Below are 18,681 nucleotides of genomic sequence, written 5' to 3' on the forward strand. Positions count from 1 at the left end.
AAATAAAATCAGGGTAGGTATCACCTACCCCAGCTTTTTAACCCTACAATCTCTCATTTAACCAATATTTGATGATTTTATTCTCGATAGCCGGGACGAGTGGTAACGTTGGGATCACGATAGGTTTCGTGATGGGTTTTGGGTTGACGAAATAAGTTTGCTAAACCAATTAACCCCAGAAGTCCTAACCAACCCCAGTTATTATTATCATCTCTTGTTTCTTGAAATGGAGTCGTATCAACGGTGGGACTATTAGGATTAGTTTGAGCGTGAGCAGGTAAGGATGCAGGAAATACAGCTAAACTTAAAGCAATCATTCCTGTACCCAAAAGCTGTTGCACAGACGGTTTAATTCTCATGAGTAATCCTCTATTTTAGTAGCGGTTTGCGGCTTCATCTGTGGTGCGATAACGGGGGGCTGGATCTTCATTTTTACGAGCTAAACCAGCTAAACCAATTAAACCGAGTAAACCTAACCAACCCCAATCAAAATCTCGATCTCCTGCTGTTTGGCTGTAGGTTGTATTGGTGTTATCTGTGCCTGTTGTGCCTGTTGTGCCTGTTGTGCCTGTATCTGTGGGTGTGGTTTGAGCAGAAGCAGACAGTGTAGATGGCAGAACTGCTAAACTTAAAGCTAAGGCAGTAGCACTAACTAATTTGGGTAAAGAATTCAGTTTCATGAATTAATCTCCTTGGATATTCGCTCGGTTAAGATGTGAATCAACGATTTAGAATTAAAATCGTGCTTCAACAATGTAAGCGATGTTTTAAATGTAGGGGATTTGTCTGCCTATTTCCTCCCTCTTTAGCCATAACATAAAGTCAAGTACAGTTAACACTAAAGAGATAGCTAGGGAACAGGGAACAGGGAACAGGGAACAGGGAACAGAGAACAGGGAACAGGGAACAGGGAACAGGGGGAAAAGAAAATAGGGAATAGGTAATAGAGGGGATAGGAAAAAGTTATTAGGTATCCGATCAATTATTGATAGCAAATATTTAAGGATGGAATATAAAATATTTCTACCTAATAAGAAATTCTTTCTTAAACCAGTTTTTGTCAGATTATAAAAGCCTGAGAGTTAGAGGTCAGCTTCATCAAGCAACCTTCAAGCCCTAAATCGATGAGCGACGGTGCAAATGCCAAAATTTAAGCTAATATGGCTAAATCAAGAACCTTGAATCTCGGTTGATATTGGCAAAATTGAGAGATCACCATTGTTGATTCTCAATGATACATCAACTGAGTTTAAGCTGAATAGTATGCTAATAGTAGCTTACTTGTTTGCAAGTCGTGTTAGTGTTGAGGTAGCATAATTTAACATACTCATGGTAACAAAGAATATCAGAGCCGTTACTTACGTTCCCCCGGACTATCATAAAAAACTGCGTCAGTACATGAAACGGCACAACTTAACGGAAAGTGCAGCGTTAGTCCAAATGATTAAACAGTTCTTTGATGGGGAACAGCCTCAACTCAATTCTGAACTGCGAACGGAGGTCGAAGAAATTGTACAAGACCAAGTAAAACTTTTAAAAGGAGATATTGACCTTTTAAAAGGACAAATCGCCTTGATGCAGCAGTTATTAGACAAAACTGTCACGGCTGAAACGACTCGTCGTGGAGCTAATTCTACTAATAATAATCATCCTAGAAATTTATTGAGGTTGACACCCAAAACAGAAGAAGAATTAACTCGTCGCTTAGGAGTGAATACAGGAAGTGTTGCCAAAGAATTTGCCAAAGGTGCAGAACATTTTAGCTATTGGAGTCAACAAAAAGATCCCAGTGGTATTGGTTGGCACAGACGGGGCGATGGTTTGTACTATCCGGTTTAAACTAATTACACTCTAATTGCACCCTTTTCCTACCCTGAATCTATCGCTTATGCTCGCTCTGGAAGGCTATTAAATTCTATTTTTAATCTCTAAAAGCAATCATTCCCTGATTTATCAAGGAACTAGAGAGCGGGATAAGCAAAAGATCATTCTAATCCCTTGAAGATTCATCTTCCTTTTCGACCCAAACTGTTACCGCCGCAACAGCAATTAACATTTCATCATTTTTGTCTTGAAATTCTTCAATTGCCCGTCCTTGTACCACCATTCCTCCGGTTTCAACGGTAATCTTTTTCTGTCCAAAAGGTAAAACGGCTAATACTTCTTCGGTTCTGACTTGTTCAGGATAGGGAACGGCAATTTGCACTTCTACAATCATTTCATTGGGATGATTTAATCCCGCCACTTCCCAAATTCCGGGTAACGCATTATGGGCAATTGCATTTCTAAGTGCCCTAGCCGCGGCAACCGTAGGTTCCTGTCCATGTTGATCAACGCCCATCCCCATTTCAATTACAAACCGTTTTTTAGCCATAATTCTCAAGCTTTTTTTTTACTGAATTAATTCTACTACACGGGCGAATTGTTCTCAGAAACTTGATGACTAATGGCTTGATAAGTATATTCGGGACAGTCAGAATCTGAATGAGTTTCTAAACATTCAACTTCCACTTTCATTTGGTTCATTTCTGCCATTCCAAAAATAGTGGCAAAGGCAATATCCGCCGCATCTCGTCCCGTTCCAATTCTAATTAATCCATTGCGGGGCGCAAGGCGAGTGGCATCAAATAAGTACCAGCGATCGCCTAAATACGCCTCAAAATAAGCATGAAAATCCGGGGGTTGCAGTTTATAAGCATAACCCGATGCAAACCGAGCCGGAATATTTAAAGATCGACAAAAGGCAATTCCTAAATGGGCAAAATCTCGACAAACTCCCGCCCGTTCTGTTACCGTATCAAAGGCAGAGGTATGTTGATCACTGCTCCCCGATAAGTAAGTGACGTTATCATAAATCCAATTACAAATTGCCGTTACTCTGGAATAATCGGGCAATAAATCGCCAAATTCTGATTGAGCAAAACGCATTAATCGGTCAGATTGACAATAGCGACTTGGATAAATATATTGTAATAATTCTAAGGGAAGTTGAGCAATCGGAACTTCATTAATCGTTGTGGGATTTGTTTCCTCATAAATGACATCAACAAAAGCTTGATAGGATAAGTGTAAATTTCCCGACGGGACATTAATCCGAATATAACGATTATCTAAAACTGGAGCAATATATTCCTCATGATTTAGATCGGGTTCTAAACAGAGATATTCTTCTAGGATGTTTTGATTTGGGGTTTTAGCAACATTAACATTGAAAATAAACGTACTATTGGCACTCACCTGATAATCTAATTCACAACCGACTTTAAATTTCATAATGACCCCCCTTTTAATCAGTCGTTGTTGCCATTGATCGCCCCCTCAAAACCCGATTTATGGGTCACTGCTTCTGGACTAACTTTAATTTATATCGATATAACGCCACAGGATGACCACTAGCTGTGAAGAAATTCGGATCTTGAGGAGATAAATAAACCGCCGTCACTTGATCTCCTACAATTGATTTTACCGGAGCATCCAATTCTGCCTTGTAAGCCGTTGTTGTTTCTACTTCATTAAAATAAATTTGAGATGAACTTTCAAAGACTTGCTGACTAATTTCGCTGGCAATAAATTGATCCTCACTGGGAATTTCACGACTCCGACCTGTTACCGTTGAAACGAGTTCTAAATTTCCGGGTAAAGCAGTGATCAGGCGATTGGGATTTGTTGGATCAACCTTAACGGATAAAATCCCATTTTCTCCTAAGATGGCTCTACCCATATTAAACCCATTAAAAGCGCGATCGCTCACTATCTTAGGATAGATTTTTCCATCGGCGTGCTGCTCAGAACCTTCTTGGGTAAAAAATAAAGTTAAGGGAAAAATCTGTAGCTTAGGTAACAATTGAACTGTTTTAAATCTAACCTTAAACTCAATGGGTTGATTCATAAAGGTTGAATTTTTTTCAAACCCAGGAGTGCTAATTTGCGGAGCTAGAGGAGCCACTTTATCCACTAATGTACTGGTAACGTCCCACTCTCCTTCCATCCACTCAGGATAAAACAAATCTCCCTCTGCGACTTTAACCATCGGTTTGTGAGTCCAGTTTGGAAATTCGGATAAACGCTCGGCTAATTCTCCCGCTTGCGCGTCTGTTTCCCCTAGAATTAAACCTAGAATTAAACCCACAATTAAAATCAATTTTTTCATTTTTTTTCAAGTTGTATAGTGTTACCCATTACAGTTAGGACAGTCTAAATTATTAAACCCTTTCACAACTTACTGTTCCCTGTTCCCTGTTCCCTTTCCCCTATAAACTTTCTAAGGGAATAGGTTCCCAAACTTCTCCATATTTTGCTTTTAACCCTTCCCAATTTTCCACTTGTCCGGGTTCATATTCTCCCGGTTTTCCCCATTGTAAAAACGCACTTAATACAACTTCCTGCTGTTCACTCAGAAAGCGAATCGCATAGGTTGTAAAATTCCCCCGTTTGGCTTCTCCGGTTTCAAATTTCACCTGTTTAACATGATCCATATTCAAATGAAATTCAAATCCCTCGGTGTGCATATTTGCATATTTGCCTTTGGGTAATTCGGCATAAAATAGCTTTTCAAGTTTTCCCCTGGCTTCTAATACCGCCGCACTACTGGTGACAATTAACCGTAATGTTCCTAAAGTTTCGCAGGCTTCTAAAAATTCTTTAAGATTACTCATTTTCTAAAATCCAGTTATAAATTCTTTTTAATTCTAAATTTTACTAGAATTCTGTAACCTTTGGCTGAATTTTTTTGAACCTAGAGGTTAACCCCCTGATTTAGTTGATTTTCTCATGTTTTTCGTAAGCAGCAACAATGCGTTGGACGAGGGAATGGCGCACCACATCCGCTTGGGAAAATTCACAAAAGGCAATTCCTTCCACATTTTTTAAGATTTTTAACGCTGTTGTTAACCCCGACGTTTGATTCGGTAATAAATCCGTTTGGGTAATATCTCCCGTTACCACCATTCGAGAGCGAAATCCTAAACGAGTTAATACCATTTTCATTTGAGCCGGGGTGGTATTTTGGGCTTCATCTAAAATAATAAAAGAATTGTTTAACGTCCGACCCCGCATATACGCCAGGGGAGCCACTTCAATCACCCCTCGTTCCATTAAATTTGCCGCTTTTTCCGGGTCAATTAATTCATACAGGGCATCATATAACGGTCGTAAATAGGGATTAACTTTTTGTTGTAAATCTCCAGGTAAAAACCCTAATTTTTCCCCGGCTTCCACCGCCGGACGAGTTAAAATTAATCGTTCATATTGATCGGATAATAACGCTTGTAACGCTAAAATTGCAGCTAAATAGGTTTTACCCGTTCCCGCAGGGCCAATACAAAACACTAAATCCTGAGTCCGCATCGCCTGAATATATTGACGTTGGCGAAAGGTTTTAGCCCGAATTTCTAGTCCTCGCCGGGTTTTGGCTAAAACATCACGCTGGATTTCTTGAAAAGCATCCTCTTGATGGGTATTAATAGCGTGACGCGCTGTGAGAATATCTACAGAAGTAATCGGTTTTCCGTCTTTCCAAAATTCTTTTAAAGATTCAACTAATTTTTCACACAATTGAATTTGACTGGCGGTTCCACTCACGAGCAATTCCTGTCCTCGCATCACCAGTTGAGCGCCTGTTTGTTGAGATAGAACTTTTAGATTATCTTCTTGATAACCCGAAAGCGCCATTGCACTTTCAATACTCGGTAACTGAAGGGTAAATCGCTCAGTCATGATAATATCAATTTTTTTTCAATCAATGATCCGATGCCAATAGATAACAGTCACAACTAACAGTCATTAACAAAAACGAACCCAGAAAATCTAAACTTGTTTCCCTCTTTTTCTCAATTTTTTTTATATGCTATTCCCTGTTCCCTGTTCCCTGTTCCCTGTTCCCTTCTAAAAAATACTGAGAAGAGGTTGGGCAAAACTATTGAGGTCAATTTACCCCCAATTCTGCCCAACATTAAAAAATTCGTCTAACCCTTAATCTATCCTGAGCCGTTGGTTTTACTGCTTAGGACAGATTTGGGTAACGTTATTCTTCATATCTTCGGTTCAAACGAGGCTTAGAAGGGGATGAACGTGTGGGTGGACGAGTACGTCCTTCCCCCCCTGCATATCGCCCTGGAGAGCGATGACTAAACGACTCTCTAGGTTCCCGTTCCCGATGAGACTCATCGGATTCACTATCGTTATAGATATCCAAATAAATCGTTTCACCGGACGCTGCGGCTAGTGCGATTAAAACCATCCGAATGGCTTGAATATTGCGTCCGCCACGACCATAAACCCGCCCCTTGTCTTCGGCTTCCACCGCCAACCGAATCCAAGTTTTACGCAGACTCGCAAAATGCTCACAATCGACCCGCAAGGACTCTGGGGAATCCAGAAACGGCTCGATTAAAAACCGCACCAGTTGGTCATAATTGGGATTAGACTGCGGATTCTGCAGTCGTGGCTTCGGGTTGGACTCCAGACTTGAGTTGTTCAAAAACATTGGCTTTTCTCAGGATGCTACGCACGGTCTCGGTCGGTTGCGCCCCTTGCTGTAAGCGGCGGACAATGCCAGGGACATCCAATCGGACTTCATCGGTTCTGGGATTGTAGAAGCCCAGTTCTTCTAGGGGACGACCATCTCGGCGAGAAACGCTATTCATCGCCACAATGCGGTAACTAGCTTCCCGCTTTTTTCCGAATCTCTTTAAACGCAGTTTGATCATTATTGATTCAAAATACTCCTCTATGAATTTTGACATCCTCCACTGCTTAAAGGCGAGTGGATTCTTCGCCACGCCACAAGGGTCGTTGAATGGGGTTGACGTTTCATCGATTACAGCCTAAGTATTTAGGTCTTATACAATCTCCTCGTCCGATTAAAGTCTCCGAATGCCCTCCGGCGACTAAAATTTATTGAGATTTAAAGTGCATTCAAGGTTGGATTTCCATTGCCTTACATCTGCTTCCCCGGTCTCCTTCAGGCTCGGTTTCACACCGCTATCAGTGGTATATCGACTGCAAAGTTGGGTGGGTTTTTTCATACCAACATCATCCTACCACAATACTCAATAAAAAGCCTAAGTGGAACTTAGAGGCTTTAAACCCAGAATTTTCGGTAAGCTATTTTTCAACAGCCGAGTCATTTGTTTAGGGAAACTTTAGCCAACAATGGCTGGATGGGCGATTGACCCCCCTACCCTGACTCACCCCTTAGCCTAAACCAGCCAACATCTACCCATGTCCTTATCCCGATTATCCGATTGGATTAACCTGAAAAAAAATAGTCGTAAACTTGTGATCCCTGCCTTGGGTATTTTGATCCTAATTTTAAGTTTACAGTTTGGGAACAGTTTTCGCACTCCAACCCCTGAAAAAAATTCACCGATTTATCAACCGCTCACTGAAATTCCCGCCACAGCCCAAAAAGTTACCGTTGGAGTTTATGCTCAAAATATTTATGAACTGAATGCGTCCAGTAATACCTATTACTTGGATTTCTATTTATGGTTACGTTGGAAAGGCAAAATTGACCCCGTTACTAATTTAGAATTTATGAACGGTGTTGAAGACTGGGGAAGAATTATCGAACCCGCCTATGAAGAACCGAAAAAACTCAAAGATGGCAGTTTCTATCAAATTATGCGGGTCGAAAGTCGGTTTCGAGAACCGTTTGAATTTTCCCGCTATCCCCTGGATGAACAACGTTTAGGCGTCACGATTGAAAATGCCGTTTATCCCTTAACTGAATTAGTCTATATAGCGGATACAAAAGAATCTGGCTATGCTGCGGATTTAACAGTTCCTGGGTGGAAAATTAGAAATTCTGAGATTAAAACCTTATTCCATCAATATCCCTCTAATTTTGGGGATTTAGACGAAGGAAAAAATAACTGGATTTATTCGACCGTGCGGTTTGAAATGAACATTTCCCGTCCCTTAAGTTTCTTTACCTGGAAATTATTACTTCCGTTATTTGTCGTTTTATTCTCCAGTTGGGGTTCCTTATTACTCTATCCTATCTATGTTGATTCTCGGATTATTCTTCCCGTTACCGCTTTATTAACGATTGTTTTTCTACAACAATCCTATTCCGATGCTTTACCCGACGTAGGCTATTTGGTTTTAGTAGATAAAATCTATGCTTTAGTTTACGTTTTGATTATTGCAGGAATTTTAGAAACCATTATTACGGCAGATTGGGCAAAAAGCGAACATCCTGAATCCATTCTCCGAGTCAAAAAGCTTGATCAATTGTTCTTGGCTACAAATATCGTTATCTTAGCCGGAGGAGTCACACTAATCTTACTCTTGTAAATCAGATTAAATTCAGAAAAACCCGGTTTCTGTTGTTTTTAATTTACTTTAAATTATTCAATTCTGCAAAGAAACCCGGTTTTTTTATGAGCGATTCAAAACCCAATTCTTAGTAAAATCCCCTAAATTTGGGGTACAGAATAAGAATCAACTTCCTCAGCCGTATGGGTTTTGACTTCATCCCGTTGACGTTGAACTAATTCCACTAATTGACGACGTGCGGCTTCAAACACATCTCGAATCACAGCTTTTAACGATTCATATTGAACTCCTTCTTGAGGGTTCTCAGAAGCAGCTAACTCATGTCCTGGGGGTACAGTAATATCTAAACGAACTCGATAGGGAGAACCACTTTTAGGACGATCATGGATTTTTTCAACTACAACTCGGCAACTACTCATATAATTACAATATCGCTCTAACTTAGCCACTTTTTTGTTGATTAGCTCATCCAGATAATCGGTCTTTTCCACATCTCGATAAGTAATTTCAACAGGAACTTTCATGAATATTTCTCCTATTAATTTCCATTCAATATAAAGACTTATTTTCCCTTAATTCCTCTATCAGAAGTTGGAAATTGTCTTTACCTTTACCCAATCATTCTCAACTTTATTTCTTCTTCTTGTTCTTTTAGAGTCAGAGACAAAAGTTGAGTTTGGAATTCCGTTAAGGTCATATTAATATAATACAGCACAGTTAAGGATATTTTATCATTTTTATCCTGTTATCTGTCCTATTTCTAAATCCGTTGAGTTAAAATGCGATCGCTTAGTCTTCATCAGCTAAATAATCAACCTTCAAAACTAATTCTAAATTAAACGGACATTCATCAGGGAAAACACTAACTTTTAATTGCGTTTCCGTTGCTGCATCCTGACGCGCATCTTGATAACATTCTGCAAATATTTCTTGACCATATCCCTTTAAACTGGGGCTATCTTTAAACAAAATCAATAAACGTCGTCGATGCTCAACAATTGTACTCCTCCAACTTTGAGAACGTTTATTCGGCTGATATTTATATTTGAGTAAGTGCATTAACAAAACTGTTAAATTACTTTGAACAGATCGTTTCTCACTTCTGCCCATACTGTCTAACTCTGCAATTAAATTTTGAAGATCAATCTCTTGAAATTGGTTTTGTCGCAATTGTTCTAAGGTTTTCTCAATCCATAAATAATAATCCTGATCATAAAGGGTTAAATCGCTTGACTCTCTTTGAGATAACTGAGGATTCATAAAAAAATTACCTCTCAACACTCATGTCTTGTATAGTCTAACTGTTTTTGTTGGATGAGAAGTGATCGCTTATAATAAAATTAACCCTGATCCTATTTTATTATCTTTGTTGAAATAAAAATGGAGTTACCATTACCGCAAAGATTAGTATAGCAATTCTGCTGAACAGTTGTTTTTTAGCTTCTTCCAACAGCGCAATAATTTGTTCTCTACTAACAGTTGGAAATCCCTCTAAAAAATCATCAATAGACTCTCCCGCCTCTAAATAGTCAAATAGGGTTTGTATGGGAACTCTCGTCCCTAGAAATACTGGAGTTCCCCCCATGATTTCAGTAGATATACTAATTATCGATGAATTCTCAGGCATGATTTTAGCCTCAAATTAGATTAATTGTTTAAGTATCGCTTATAATTAAACTAACTTTATCCTCTCAACTGGCTATGACTTCCATTATCCTAGATGATAATAAGCTCAAAGGGGCTCTAAAACAGGTGATTCGAGAAGCTCTAAAACAGGCGATTCGAGAACTTATTCAAGAAGATCAAGCAATGATTTCTAATTTAGTTGCTGAAGTGGTCGAAGATGTTGTCCTTGAAAATCTGCTTCAAGCAGTAGCTCTTTCAAATTTTCACCGAGAAACTGAAACATCATTAAAACTTAACGTAACTCTTAAAAAACCATCTCAACAGCAAGCTCTACAAGCACTAGATGAATTTGACCAAGCGGTTAAGCAATTTTTAGAGGAAACAGACATAACAAAGGAAGAATTAGCTGAAGCTTTAGATTTAAGTCAACCCTTAAGTAAATGGGCGTAATTAAGCGTAAAATCCCAAACGCTGTAAATCTCTGTGTGTAAGGAATTCACTTTTTCGGTTTTACCGTTTATTTATGACTACCTACTTAAAATGATGCAGTTAGTTGTTGATGCTAATATTTTAGTTTCTGAGCTATTAAGACAAAGAGGAAAGGAGTTAATTCAACATCCTGGTTTAATTTTGTATGTGACCGAATCTGTTTTATCAGAAACTTCTCATGAATTAAGGAAACGGATTAATGCTATTATTCATAAAAAAGGTGCATCTGAAGAACTGGGAGAAAAGTTACTAGAAGCTGCACAAAATGTGATTAATACTAAAATTACTATTATTGAAGAATCAGTTTATATTCACCTGGAAACAGAAGCCAGAAATCGTATTCCTAAAGATCCCCTCCCCAGGATTGGTCAACGGTTGCTTTAGCATTAGCCCTGAATGCAGCAATTTGGACGCTAGATTGCGATTTTTTAGGTTGTGGTTGTCCAACATGGACAACAGAAACATTACTTACTCAACTTACAGTAGGGTAAATGATTGCCAATAAAAAGAAACCCGATTTCTTCAAGAAATCAGGTTTATGAAATCACTATTTGATGACTAACTAATTGCCAATTTTAGGCGCACTCAAAGAGAAGAATTTCCATTTATTCGGTTTAACTTCTGGGGCTTTTTGCGCTAACGTCGGGACAGAATGACGTAATAAAGCCGTTAACTGTGTGGTTGTGGAATCATAGATTTGGGTTAATATTTTGGGATATAACCCAATGCCAATAATGGGCACTAATAAGCTGGCAATAATGAACACTTCACGGGGTTCTGCATCTACCAGTTCTTCATGTTCTACTAACTCTTTATTTTCGGGGCCGTAGAGAATTTCACGCAACATCGACAGCAGATAAATGGGCGTTAAAATTACCCCAACGGCTGCTAATAGAATCACAATGACTTTAAAGGTGGAGTTATAAGCGTCGCTAGTTGCAAACCCGATAAACACCATTAATTCGGCAACAAATCCACTCATCCCCGGTAAGGCTAAGGATGCCATACTGCACGCTGTCCACATGGCGAAGACCTTCTTCATCTTGACACCAACGCCACCCATTTCATCCAACATTAAGGTATGGGTGCGGTCGTAGGTACAGCCGACTAAGAAGAATAAACTTGCCCCAATTAACCCGTGAGATACCATTTGTAACATCGCCCCACTCACCCCAATATCGGTAAAAGAGGCAATTCCAATTAACACAAACCCCATGTGGGAAATTGACGAATAGGCGATTTTTCGTTTTAGGTTTCGTTGAGCAAAGGACGTTAACGCCGCATACACAATATTAACCACACCCAATATAACTAAAATTGGGGCAAAGGTTGCATGGGCATCGGGTAACATTTCGGCATTCATTCTTAATAACCCATACCCCCCCATTTTTAATAGAATTCCTGCTAGTAACATATGGGCGGGAGCGGTCGCTTCTCCGTGAGCATCCGGTAGCCAAGTATGCAGGGGAAAAATCGGTAATTTTACGCCATAAGCTATTAGGAACCCACCATATAATAACAGTTGTAAATTCAGTGGATAATGTTTAGCCGCGATCGCCTGCATATCAAAGGTAACAGTATCCCCATAGAATGCCATGGCTAAGGAACCGACTAAAATGAAGAGGGAACCTCCTGCTGTATAGAGAATAAATTTGGTTGCAGCGTAGAGACGTTTTTTCCCACCCCAAATCGATAAAATTAGATAAACCGGAACTAATTCTAACTCCCAAACCAGGAAGAAAAGCAACATATCTTGAACGGCAAAAACGGCAATTTGTCCGCCATACATTGCCAACATCAAGAAATAGAATAATTTGGGTTTAAACGTAACCGGCCAAGCTGCTAAAATTGCTAAAGTGGTGATAAATCCGGTTAAAATAATTAAGGGCATGGATAAACCATCTGCCCCTACAGACCAATTTAAGTCAATTTGGGGAACCCAAGCATATTTTTCAGCTAATTGTAAACCGGGTGTATGCAGATCGTATCCGGTATTAAAGGCATAAACAATAAAGGCAAAATCGATTAGCCCCACAATTAAGGCGTACCATCTCACCGTTTTTCCATCTTTATCAGGAATAATCGGGATGAGTAGGGAGGCTACAATCGGAAATAAGATAATCGTTGTTAGCCAAGGAAAATTTTCCATAGTTTCGGTCATGAATAAAGAACTTAGAATTAAGAATTAAGTCAAAATAGTCTTAATTCTTAATAAAGATTTGCGCCGTGTTATGCTGTCAATGAAGTCCCTATTTGTAGAATTCAGAAGTTAGATTATTAAAGGGAAGATCAATTTATTGTTATCCCTAAAAAGGAAAACTTTAAATTTACCTTCCCTCTAATAAAGTTCAGAGAAAGGTTAAAAATTTTCCTTTCTAAATTCATGATTTCTATTGTTAAACAAGAATCAATATTTAGAACAGAAATTTAACCTTTCTTAATTTCAGCTTGATTGTTAACTATTGACCCTTAACCGTCAGGGGAGGAGAAACCCCGCTCAGAAGAGGATTTATCCGGTAATTCCTGAGAACACAACAAAGCCGAGGACGGCGACGAATACAATCAGAGCGTAGAATTGGGCACGACCATTTTCCAGGTATTTTAAGCCTTCTCCCGTAACCAGAGTGACTAACCCGGTCAGGTTAACGGCTCCATCGACAACCCGATAGTCTACTTCCATCACTTGTCGGGCTAACCGACGGCTACCTTGAACAAATAGCACCTCGTTGATATCGTCGAGATACCATTTGTTTTTTGAGAAATTGTAGAGGGATTGGTATTGTTTGGCGATCGCAGCCGGATCAATTTTACCTGCCAAATACATTAAATAGGCAATCGTAATCCCCACTAAGGCAATACCAACGGAACTTCCGGCCATAATCAAAAATTCCGTTAAGTCAAATTCCGCCAGATGTTCCTGAACCTGTTTGAGGCTTTCCCCAGGAGCATGAACAAACAACTCAAATATATTGTTAAAGGGCGTTCCCACAAACCCAATTAATATTGAAGGAACCGCTAACAACATTAACGGTAAGGTCATCGTAATGGGGGACTCATGGGGATCATGGCTATGACCGTGATCATGACCTTGGTTTAACTCTTCCGGGTTCATCGCCCCAGGGCCAAAGGCAAATTGGGGGCCGTTGGCTTCCGCTAATAAACTGTTTTGAATCGTGTTATCATTGCCTCGGAATTTGCCTTCAAAGGTCATGAAATACATTCGGAACATATAGAAGGCAGTCATCCCAGCCGTTAACCAACCGACTAACCACAACATCGGGTTCGCAGCAAAGGCATTACTGAGAATTTCATCCTTAGACCAAAAACCCGCAAAGGGGGGAATTCCACATATCGCTAAGGTTCCAATTAAGAAACAAGCGGAGGTGACGGGCATATATTTGCGTAACCCGCCCATCAGACGCATATCCTGGGCTAAAATCGGGTCATGTCCAACAACAGCCTCCATCCCGTGAATCACTGAACCGGAACACAGGAATAACATGGCTTTAAAATAAGCATGGGTCATCAGGTGGAACAGTCCAGCACTGTAAGCTCCTACTCCCATGGCCATTACCATGTAACCCAGTTGGGAAATCGTCGAATACGCTAACCCTTTCTTAATATCATTTTGGGTTAAGGCAATGGTGGCGCCTAAAAAGGCCGTAAAGCAACCCGTAAAGGCGATGATATTCATCACCGTCGGAAATCCTTCAAAAACGGGATACATCCGGGCGACTAAAAACACCCCGGCGGCTACCATCGTGGCCGCGTGAATTAATGCAGAAATCGGAGTCGGGCCTTCCATGGCATCGGGAAGCCAAACGTGCAGGGGAAATTGAGCCGATTTAGCAACGGGGCCAAGAAAGACTAACACCCCGAAGAAGGTCGCTAAACCCATGCTGAGGGAACCCGTTTCCACTGCGTGTTCCAGACGTTCTCCCATCAAGCCAAAATCAAAGGTATTGGTGGCCCAATAAATTCCTAACATTCCTAACAGTAAGCCAAAGTCACCAACCCGGTTGGTGACAAATGCCTTTTGACAAGCATCGGCGGCAGGTTTGCGGTCGTACCAGAACCCAATTAACAGGTAGGAACACATTCCCACCAGTTCCCAGAAAATATAAACCTGAATTAAGTTCGGGCAAATCACTAGCCCCAACATGGAAGAACTAAATAAACTCAGATAGGCATAAAATCGTACATAACCGGGGTCATGGGCCATGTAACCATCGGTATAGATCATGACGAGAAATGCTACCGTCGTTACAATCGCCAGCATTACCGCCGCTAGATGGTCAATGGTATAACCCATCGTCAGTCTAAAGTCCCCTGCTGCTGCCCACTCAATGATATGAGTGTAGGGCGCGTGACCTTGGAGTTGACTCCACAATAGGGCGAAAGCGAGTACCGTTGATGCCCCTAACAGCGAGACGAGAAAGGTTGAACAAACTTGTCTCAAATTATTAGTGGCGGTGTTGAAGGAAATTAGCCCAATTCCAACCAGCGCTGCACCTAATAGGGGCAACACGGGAATTAACCAGGCATATTGATAGAGAGGTTCCATAACAATGTCAACTTTATAGTTCTTAATGAACTTGCCAAAACTGTTGATAATTTTGACATAGAGTATGAACCTTATGGGTAAAAATTCCTGAAATCTTTCTGAGGAAGTCTTAACTCAGGATGTGTAGGGCAGACTTCACCAAACAATAGACTAGGGTTTACAGGAGGTGGGAGTTAGGTATCTAAGGTTAATTGCCTTAATAATTGATAACTGATAACTGATGATGCGGATACTTGATAACTGATAACTGATAACTGATAACTGATAACTGATTCAAGCTTCCAAGGGTAAAACTTCTTGGGTTTGGCGAGTTTGTTGACAACTTTGATAACTCACCATAAACGAATCCAGACTACGACGTAAATCTTCTCGTCCTTGGAAATGGTCGAGTCGATATAACACTTGGCCTCGATCAAAAACAATCAAAGTTGGCAACGTTTGTAGGCGATAGGTGGTGGCTAATTTTAAACTTTGATCTGCATTAACAGCAACCAGCTTGACTTTGCCCCGCCAGTCCTCTTGGAATTGACGCAGTTGAGGCATAATCAGCTTACACAGTCCACACCAAGGCGCCCAAAAATGCACAAGCACGGGAGTAGAAGCTTCGAGAACTTCTTGCGTAAACATCTGCTCACTGACGGACAATAGCATGATCCCTCGAATTTTATTAATGAATGTTTTTATATCCCTGGGATCATGCTACCAGTCTACGTTACCTGTGGCACGAATTAATAGTGGATGAGCTTGCCAGAGTAGGAGAATAAAAAGACCGACTCCTAAATAAGCCCAGCGAAAAAACTCCTTCCATTCAAAGGTTTGACGACCTTGGACAATGGCTAAGAAGGGAATCACAGAAGTCCGAGATTTCACGGTTTCAAAGGATTGTCCATAACGAGCGAACAAACGGCGATCGCCATGCCAAACTGCAAATAAATGATGCAAAACTAACCCTAGGGAGGTTAACAAGGTGAAACTGGTTCCCATCCACAAGGTATGACCGATACACCAAATCACTTGACCCACCATTTGCGGATGTCTGGTAATCCTGATAATTCCCGTTTCATACAGATGAACTTCCGGTTTAGCAATGGCGGCAATTTCTAACAAATTAAAGGTGGCCGGATACAGAAAAATAAAGGAAATCGCTGATAACACCCAAACAATGGGTTTAACAACGGGAACATCCTGCACAGACCACAACTGTAATCCATCATAACGGTGATTAAAAAAGTAGATAATCAGGACGGTGGCAAAGGGGATACTCACTAACGCAAATAAAATTCGATAGAATCGCGGGCCAATTTTCGCTTCTCCCCAAGGCCGTAATGCTGCTAACCCACTATGGGCGATCGCAAATCCCAACAGTAACCCAACCATGACAAAATGGCTCGGAGTCAGCCAATTCTCGGACATTTTTACCTCTTCTCGATTTAGTTAGATAATAAAGTTAATTTCAATACAGATCATCCCGCAGTATGCTGAAAGAACTTGATCCCCAAACCTAATAGCCATCACGCTTCCTGATTTTACCGAGGTTGAGGAATATGTCTGACCTTCCATTCACTTTAGATCAGTTACGCATTCTCAAAGCCATTGCGGCTGAAGGCAGCTTTAAACGCGCTGCTGATAGCTTGTACGTCTCCCAACCGGCTGTCAGTCTCCAGGTACAAAATCTGGAACGACAGTTAAATGTACCCTTATTTGATCGCGGGGGACGTCGCGCTCAACTGACCGAAGCAGGTCATCTGCTCCTCAGTTATGGTGAAAAAGTCTTGTCCCTGTGTCAAGAAACCTGTCGCGCCATTGACGATTTACAAAATCTGCGAGGGGGAACTTTGATCATTGGGGCGTCTCAAACCACCGGAACCTATTTGCTCCCCCGGATGATCGGTTTATTTCGGGAAAAATACCCCGATGTTTCGGTACAGTTACACGTTCATTCGACACGACGCACCGCTTGGAGTGTGGTGAATGGACAAATTGACCTAGCGATAGTGGGGGGTGAAATTGCCCCGGAACTGGCTCAGGCGTTGGAAATTGTTCCCTATGCTGAGGATGAACTGGCGTTGATTGTTCCAACTTCCCATGAATTTGCCCAACAAGAAACCATTCTCAAAGAGGATTTATATCAGTTAAAATTCATTACTTTGGATTCTCAATCCACCATTCGTAAAGTCATTGATCAAGTTTTAACGCGGTGTGGAATTGATACCACCCAGCTTAAATTAGAAATGGAACTGAGTTCTATTGAAGCGATTAAAAATGCCGTTCAGTCGGGATTAGGGGTCGCGTTCGTGTCTACCTCTGCCATTGAAAAAGAATTGCAAATGGGAGTGATCCAAAGCGTTAAAATTGATCAAGTCATTGTTAAACGAACTTTATCTGTGATTTATAATCCCAATCGCTATCGATCAAAGGCGGCTGAAGCGTTTACCAATGAAATTTTACCTAAATTTGCCAGCCCTAACTTTAACCAACATTCTATTGATATCCAGCATCCTCTGGACTATACGGCATTGCCTTTATCGGATTAATTTTATCCCATTTTTTCTAACTGGTGAGATTTAGTGCTGAGGTAATGCTCTAATTCTCTACAGGATTTTAACCTAAATTTTTTACCCTTTCCAACAATGACAGATGTTCCTTTTACCTTAGATCAATTACGCATTCTCAAAGCGATCGCGGCTGAGGGAAGTTTTAAGCGGGCCGCGGATAGTTTATATGTGTCTCAACCCGCCATTAGTTTACAAGTGCAAAATTTAGAACGACAGTTAAGTGTTCCTTTATTTGATCGGGGAGGACGAAGAGCAAAATTAACAGAAGCCGGACATCTACTTTTGAATTATGGCGAAAAAATCCTGAGTTTATGTCAGGAAACCTGCCGCGCGATCGAGGATTTACAAAATCTTCAAGGCGGAACATTAATTGTGGGTGCATCCCAAACCACCGGAACCTATTTACTCCCACGCATGATTGGATTATTTCGCGAAAAATATCCTGATGTGGCGGTACAGTTACACGTTCATTCAACTCGAAGAACGGCTTGGAGTGTATCGAATGGACAAATTGATTTAGCGATTATTGGGGGAGAAGTTCCACCGGAATTACAAGATGCGTTAACGATTCAACCTTATGTTGAAGATGAATTAGCCTTAATTATTCCTCCGTCCCATCCCTTCGCCCAATTAAATACAATTCAAAAAGAAGATTTGTATCAACTACAATTTATTGCTTTGGATTCTCAGTCAACCATTCGCAAAGTCATTGATCAAGTTTTAACCCGATGTGAAATTGACCCCCGTTGTCTGAAAGTGGAAATGGAGTTAAATTCTATTGAAGCGATTAAAAATACGGTACAAGCGGGATTAGGGGCTGCATTTGTTTCGACTTCGGCGATTGAAAAAGAACTACAAATGAACGTTTTACACCGAGTTATGATTGAAGATGTTGTGGTCAAACGAATGCTTTCAGTTATTGTTAATCCTAATCGCTATCAATCCAAGGCGGCTGAAGCCTTTAGTCGGGATATTTTACCTTTATTTACCCCCGAAGATTGGATGTTAAACACTCAAGAGGTTTCTCAAAATGCAGCTAAAAAATCGACAGCGTTTGACACCTTTATTCCCCCTTCCGATTTAAACGATCCCCAGGAACCAGAACTTTAATTCTGAAAATTGCTAGGGTTTTCCGAAATCTCCTTTTAAAAAAGCATCCTGAATGAT

Annotated in this window: 23 protein-coding genes; 7 read left to right on the forward strand and 16 right to left on the reverse strand. The window is 40.6% G+C overall.

Features of this window, described 5'->3' with window-relative positions; translation table 11 throughout:
- Window positions 1–77: 77 nt before the first annotated feature.
- Both NMK36_RS02195 and NMK36_RS02200 read right to left on the reverse strand, forming a co-directional pair.
- Window positions 78–359: a WGxxGxxG family protein gene (locus NMK36_RS02195; protein WP_083580243.1), complete on the reverse strand. Its 282-nt coding sequence runs from the start codon at window positions 357–359 to the stop codon at window positions 78–80.
- Between the two features lie 15 nt (window positions 360–374).
- Complete coding sequence (locus NMK36_RS02200) at window positions 375–680, reverse strand: WGxxGxxG family protein (RefSeq protein ID WP_254172897.1); 306 nt, start codon at window positions 678–680, stop codon at window positions 375–377.
- 649 nt (window positions 681–1,329) lie between these two features.
- Between NMK36_RS02200 and NMK36_RS02205 the strand changes: the two genes are divergently transcribed.
- Window positions 1,330–1,839, forward strand: a complete 510-nt coding sequence (locus NMK36_RS02205) for a hypothetical protein (protein WP_072722723.1) — start codon at window positions 1,330–1,332, stop codon at window positions 1,837–1,839.
- A gap of 151 nt (window positions 1,840–1,990) precedes the next feature.
- Here the strand turns inward: NMK36_RS02205 and NMK36_RS02210 are convergent, their stop codons facing one another.
- From NMK36_RS02210 to rpsP, 7 genes are all read right to left on the reverse strand, one after another.
- Complete coding sequence (locus tag NMK36_RS02210; protein WP_072722722.1) at window positions 1,991–2,374, reverse strand: Lin0512 family protein; 384 nt, start codon at window positions 2,372–2,374, stop codon at window positions 1,991–1,993.
- A 35-nt stretch (window positions 2,375–2,409) separates the two neighbouring features.
- Window positions 2,410–3,273 carry a transglutaminase-like domain-containing protein gene (locus NMK36_RS02215; RefSeq protein WP_072722721.1) on the reverse strand — a complete coding sequence of 288 codons (864 nt, stop codon included), beginning with the start codon at window positions 3,271–3,273 and terminating at the stop codon, window positions 2,410–2,412.
- A gap of 64 nt (window positions 3,274–3,337) precedes the next feature.
- Window positions 3,338–4,150, reverse strand: coding sequence for a DUF6816 family protein (locus tag NMK36_RS02220; protein ID WP_072722720.1), 813 nt, complete (start codon window positions 4,148–4,150; stop codon window positions 3,338–3,340).
- A gap of 100 nt (window positions 4,151–4,250) precedes the next feature.
- On the reverse strand, window positions 4,251–4,655 hold the full coding sequence (locus NMK36_RS02225) for a ChuX/HutX family heme-like substrate-binding protein (protein ID WP_254172898.1): 405 nt from the start codon (window positions 4,653–4,655) through the stop codon (window positions 4,251–4,253).
- A 100-nt stretch (window positions 4,656–4,755) separates the two neighbouring features.
- Window positions 4,756–5,715: a PhoH family protein gene (locus NMK36_RS02230; RefSeq protein WP_072722718.1), complete on the reverse strand. Its 960-nt coding sequence runs from the start codon at window positions 5,713–5,715 to the stop codon at window positions 4,756–4,758.
- Window positions 5,716–6,022: 307 nt separating this feature from the next.
- Window positions 6,023–6,400 (reverse strand): KH domain-containing protein, encoded by a 378-nt coding sequence (locus NMK36_RS02235; protein ID WP_254172899.1) that lies wholly within the window; start codon window positions 6,398–6,400, stop codon window positions 6,023–6,025.
- Window positions 6,401–6,419: 19 nt separating this feature from the next.
- Entirely contained in the window at window positions 6,420–6,707 is a 288-nt protein-coding gene (gene rpsP, locus NMK36_RS02240) for a 30S ribosomal protein S16 (protein ID WP_072722716.1), read from the reverse strand.
- Between the two features lie 514 nt (window positions 6,708–7,221).
- Here rpsP and NMK36_RS02245 point away from each other — a divergent pair.
- Complete coding sequence (locus NMK36_RS02245) at window positions 7,222–8,298, forward strand: hypothetical protein (RefSeq protein ID WP_072722715.1); 1,077 nt, start codon at window positions 7,222–7,224, stop codon at window positions 8,296–8,298.
- A gap of 122 nt (window positions 8,299–8,420) precedes the next feature.
- Here the strand turns inward: NMK36_RS02245 and NMK36_RS02250 are convergent, their stop codons facing one another.
- From NMK36_RS02250 to NMK36_RS02260, 3 genes are all read right to left on the reverse strand, one after another.
- Entirely contained in the window at window positions 8,421–8,804 is a 384-nt protein-coding gene (locus tag NMK36_RS02250) for an HPF/RaiA family ribosome-associated protein (RefSeq protein WP_072722714.1), read from the reverse strand.
- Between the two features lie 265 nt (window positions 8,805–9,069).
- Entirely contained in the window at window positions 9,070–9,540 is a 471-nt protein-coding gene (locus NMK36_RS02255; protein WP_072722713.1) for a DUF29 domain-containing protein, read from the reverse strand.
- A 100-nt stretch (window positions 9,541–9,640) separates the two neighbouring features.
- Window positions 9,641–9,907: a DUF433 domain-containing protein gene (locus NMK36_RS02260; protein WP_072722712.1), complete on the reverse strand. Its 267-nt coding sequence runs from the start codon at window positions 9,905–9,907 to the stop codon at window positions 9,641–9,643.
- 74 nt (window positions 9,908–9,981) lie between these two features.
- Between NMK36_RS02260 and NMK36_RS02265 the strand changes: the two genes are divergently transcribed.
- From NMK36_RS02265 to NMK36_RS28910, 3 genes are read left to right on the forward strand one after another with little or no spacing between them, the layout of a single operon-like run.
- Window positions 9,982–10,356 (forward strand): hypothetical protein, encoded by a 375-nt coding sequence (locus NMK36_RS02265; protein ID WP_072722711.1) that lies wholly within the window; start codon window positions 9,982–9,984, stop codon window positions 10,354–10,356.
- A 33-nt stretch (window positions 10,357–10,389) separates the two neighbouring features.
- Window positions 10,390–10,779 carry a PIN domain-containing protein gene (locus NMK36_RS02270; RefSeq protein WP_222425311.1) on the forward strand — a complete coding sequence of 130 codons (390 nt, stop codon included), beginning with the start codon at window positions 10,390–10,392 and terminating at the stop codon, window positions 10,777–10,779.
- Window positions 10,780–10,799: 20 nt separating this feature from the next.
- Entirely contained in the window at window positions 10,800–10,886 is an 87-nt protein-coding gene (locus NMK36_RS28910; protein ID WP_367997203.1) for a PIN domain-containing protein, read from the forward strand.
- Window positions 10,887–10,957: 71 nt separating this feature from the next.
- On the opposite strand, the gene ndhD1 is transcribed toward NMK36_RS28910, so the two are convergent.
- The 4 genes from ndhD1 to NMK36_RS02290 form a co-directional block, all read right to left on the reverse strand.
- The gene (gene ndhD1 / locus NMK36_RS02275) at window positions 10,958–12,544 is read right to left on the reverse strand and encodes a photosynthetic/respiratory NAD(P)H-quinone oxidoreductase subunit D1 (protein ID WP_072722757.1); all 1,587 of its coding nucleotides are present in this window, start codon (window positions 12,542–12,544) and stop codon (window positions 10,958–10,960) included.
- Between the two features lie 360 nt (window positions 12,545–12,904).
- Window positions 12,905–14,959 carry an NAD(P)H-quinone oxidoreductase subunit 5 gene (locus NMK36_RS02280; protein WP_254172900.1) on the reverse strand — a complete coding sequence of 685 codons (2,055 nt, stop codon included), beginning with the start codon at window positions 14,957–14,959 and terminating at the stop codon, window positions 12,905–12,907.
- A gap of 273 nt (window positions 14,960–15,232) precedes the next feature.
- Entirely contained in the window at window positions 15,233–15,610 is a 378-nt protein-coding gene (locus tag NMK36_RS02285; protein ID WP_072722709.1) for a thioredoxin family protein, read from the reverse strand.
- A 48-nt stretch (window positions 15,611–15,658) separates the two neighbouring features.
- Window positions 15,659–16,372: an NnrU family protein gene (locus NMK36_RS02290; protein ID WP_072722708.1), complete on the reverse strand. Its 714-nt coding sequence runs from the start codon at window positions 16,370–16,372 to the stop codon at window positions 15,659–15,661.
- Window positions 16,373–16,503: 131 nt separating this feature from the next.
- Here NMK36_RS02290 and NMK36_RS02295 point away from each other — a divergent pair, with 131 nt between their 5' ends.
- Together NMK36_RS02295 and NMK36_RS02300 are read left to right on the forward strand one after the other, a co-directional pair.
- Window positions 16,504–17,493: a LysR family transcriptional regulator gene (locus NMK36_RS02295; protein WP_072722707.1), complete on the forward strand. Its 990-nt coding sequence runs from the start codon at window positions 16,504–16,506 to the stop codon at window positions 17,491–17,493.
- 96 nt (window positions 17,494–17,589) lie between these two features.
- Window positions 17,590–18,624, forward strand: coding sequence for a LysR family transcriptional regulator (locus NMK36_RS02300; RefSeq protein WP_083580242.1), 1,035 nt, complete (start codon window positions 17,590–17,592; stop codon window positions 18,622–18,624).
- Window positions 18,625–18,681 lie beyond the last annotated feature (57 nt).

This window comes from Planktothrix pseudagardhii (genome assembly GCF_904830925.1).
Lineage (GTDB): Bacteria > Cyanobacteriota > Cyanobacteriia > Cyanobacteriales > Microcoleaceae > Planktothrix > Planktothrix tepida.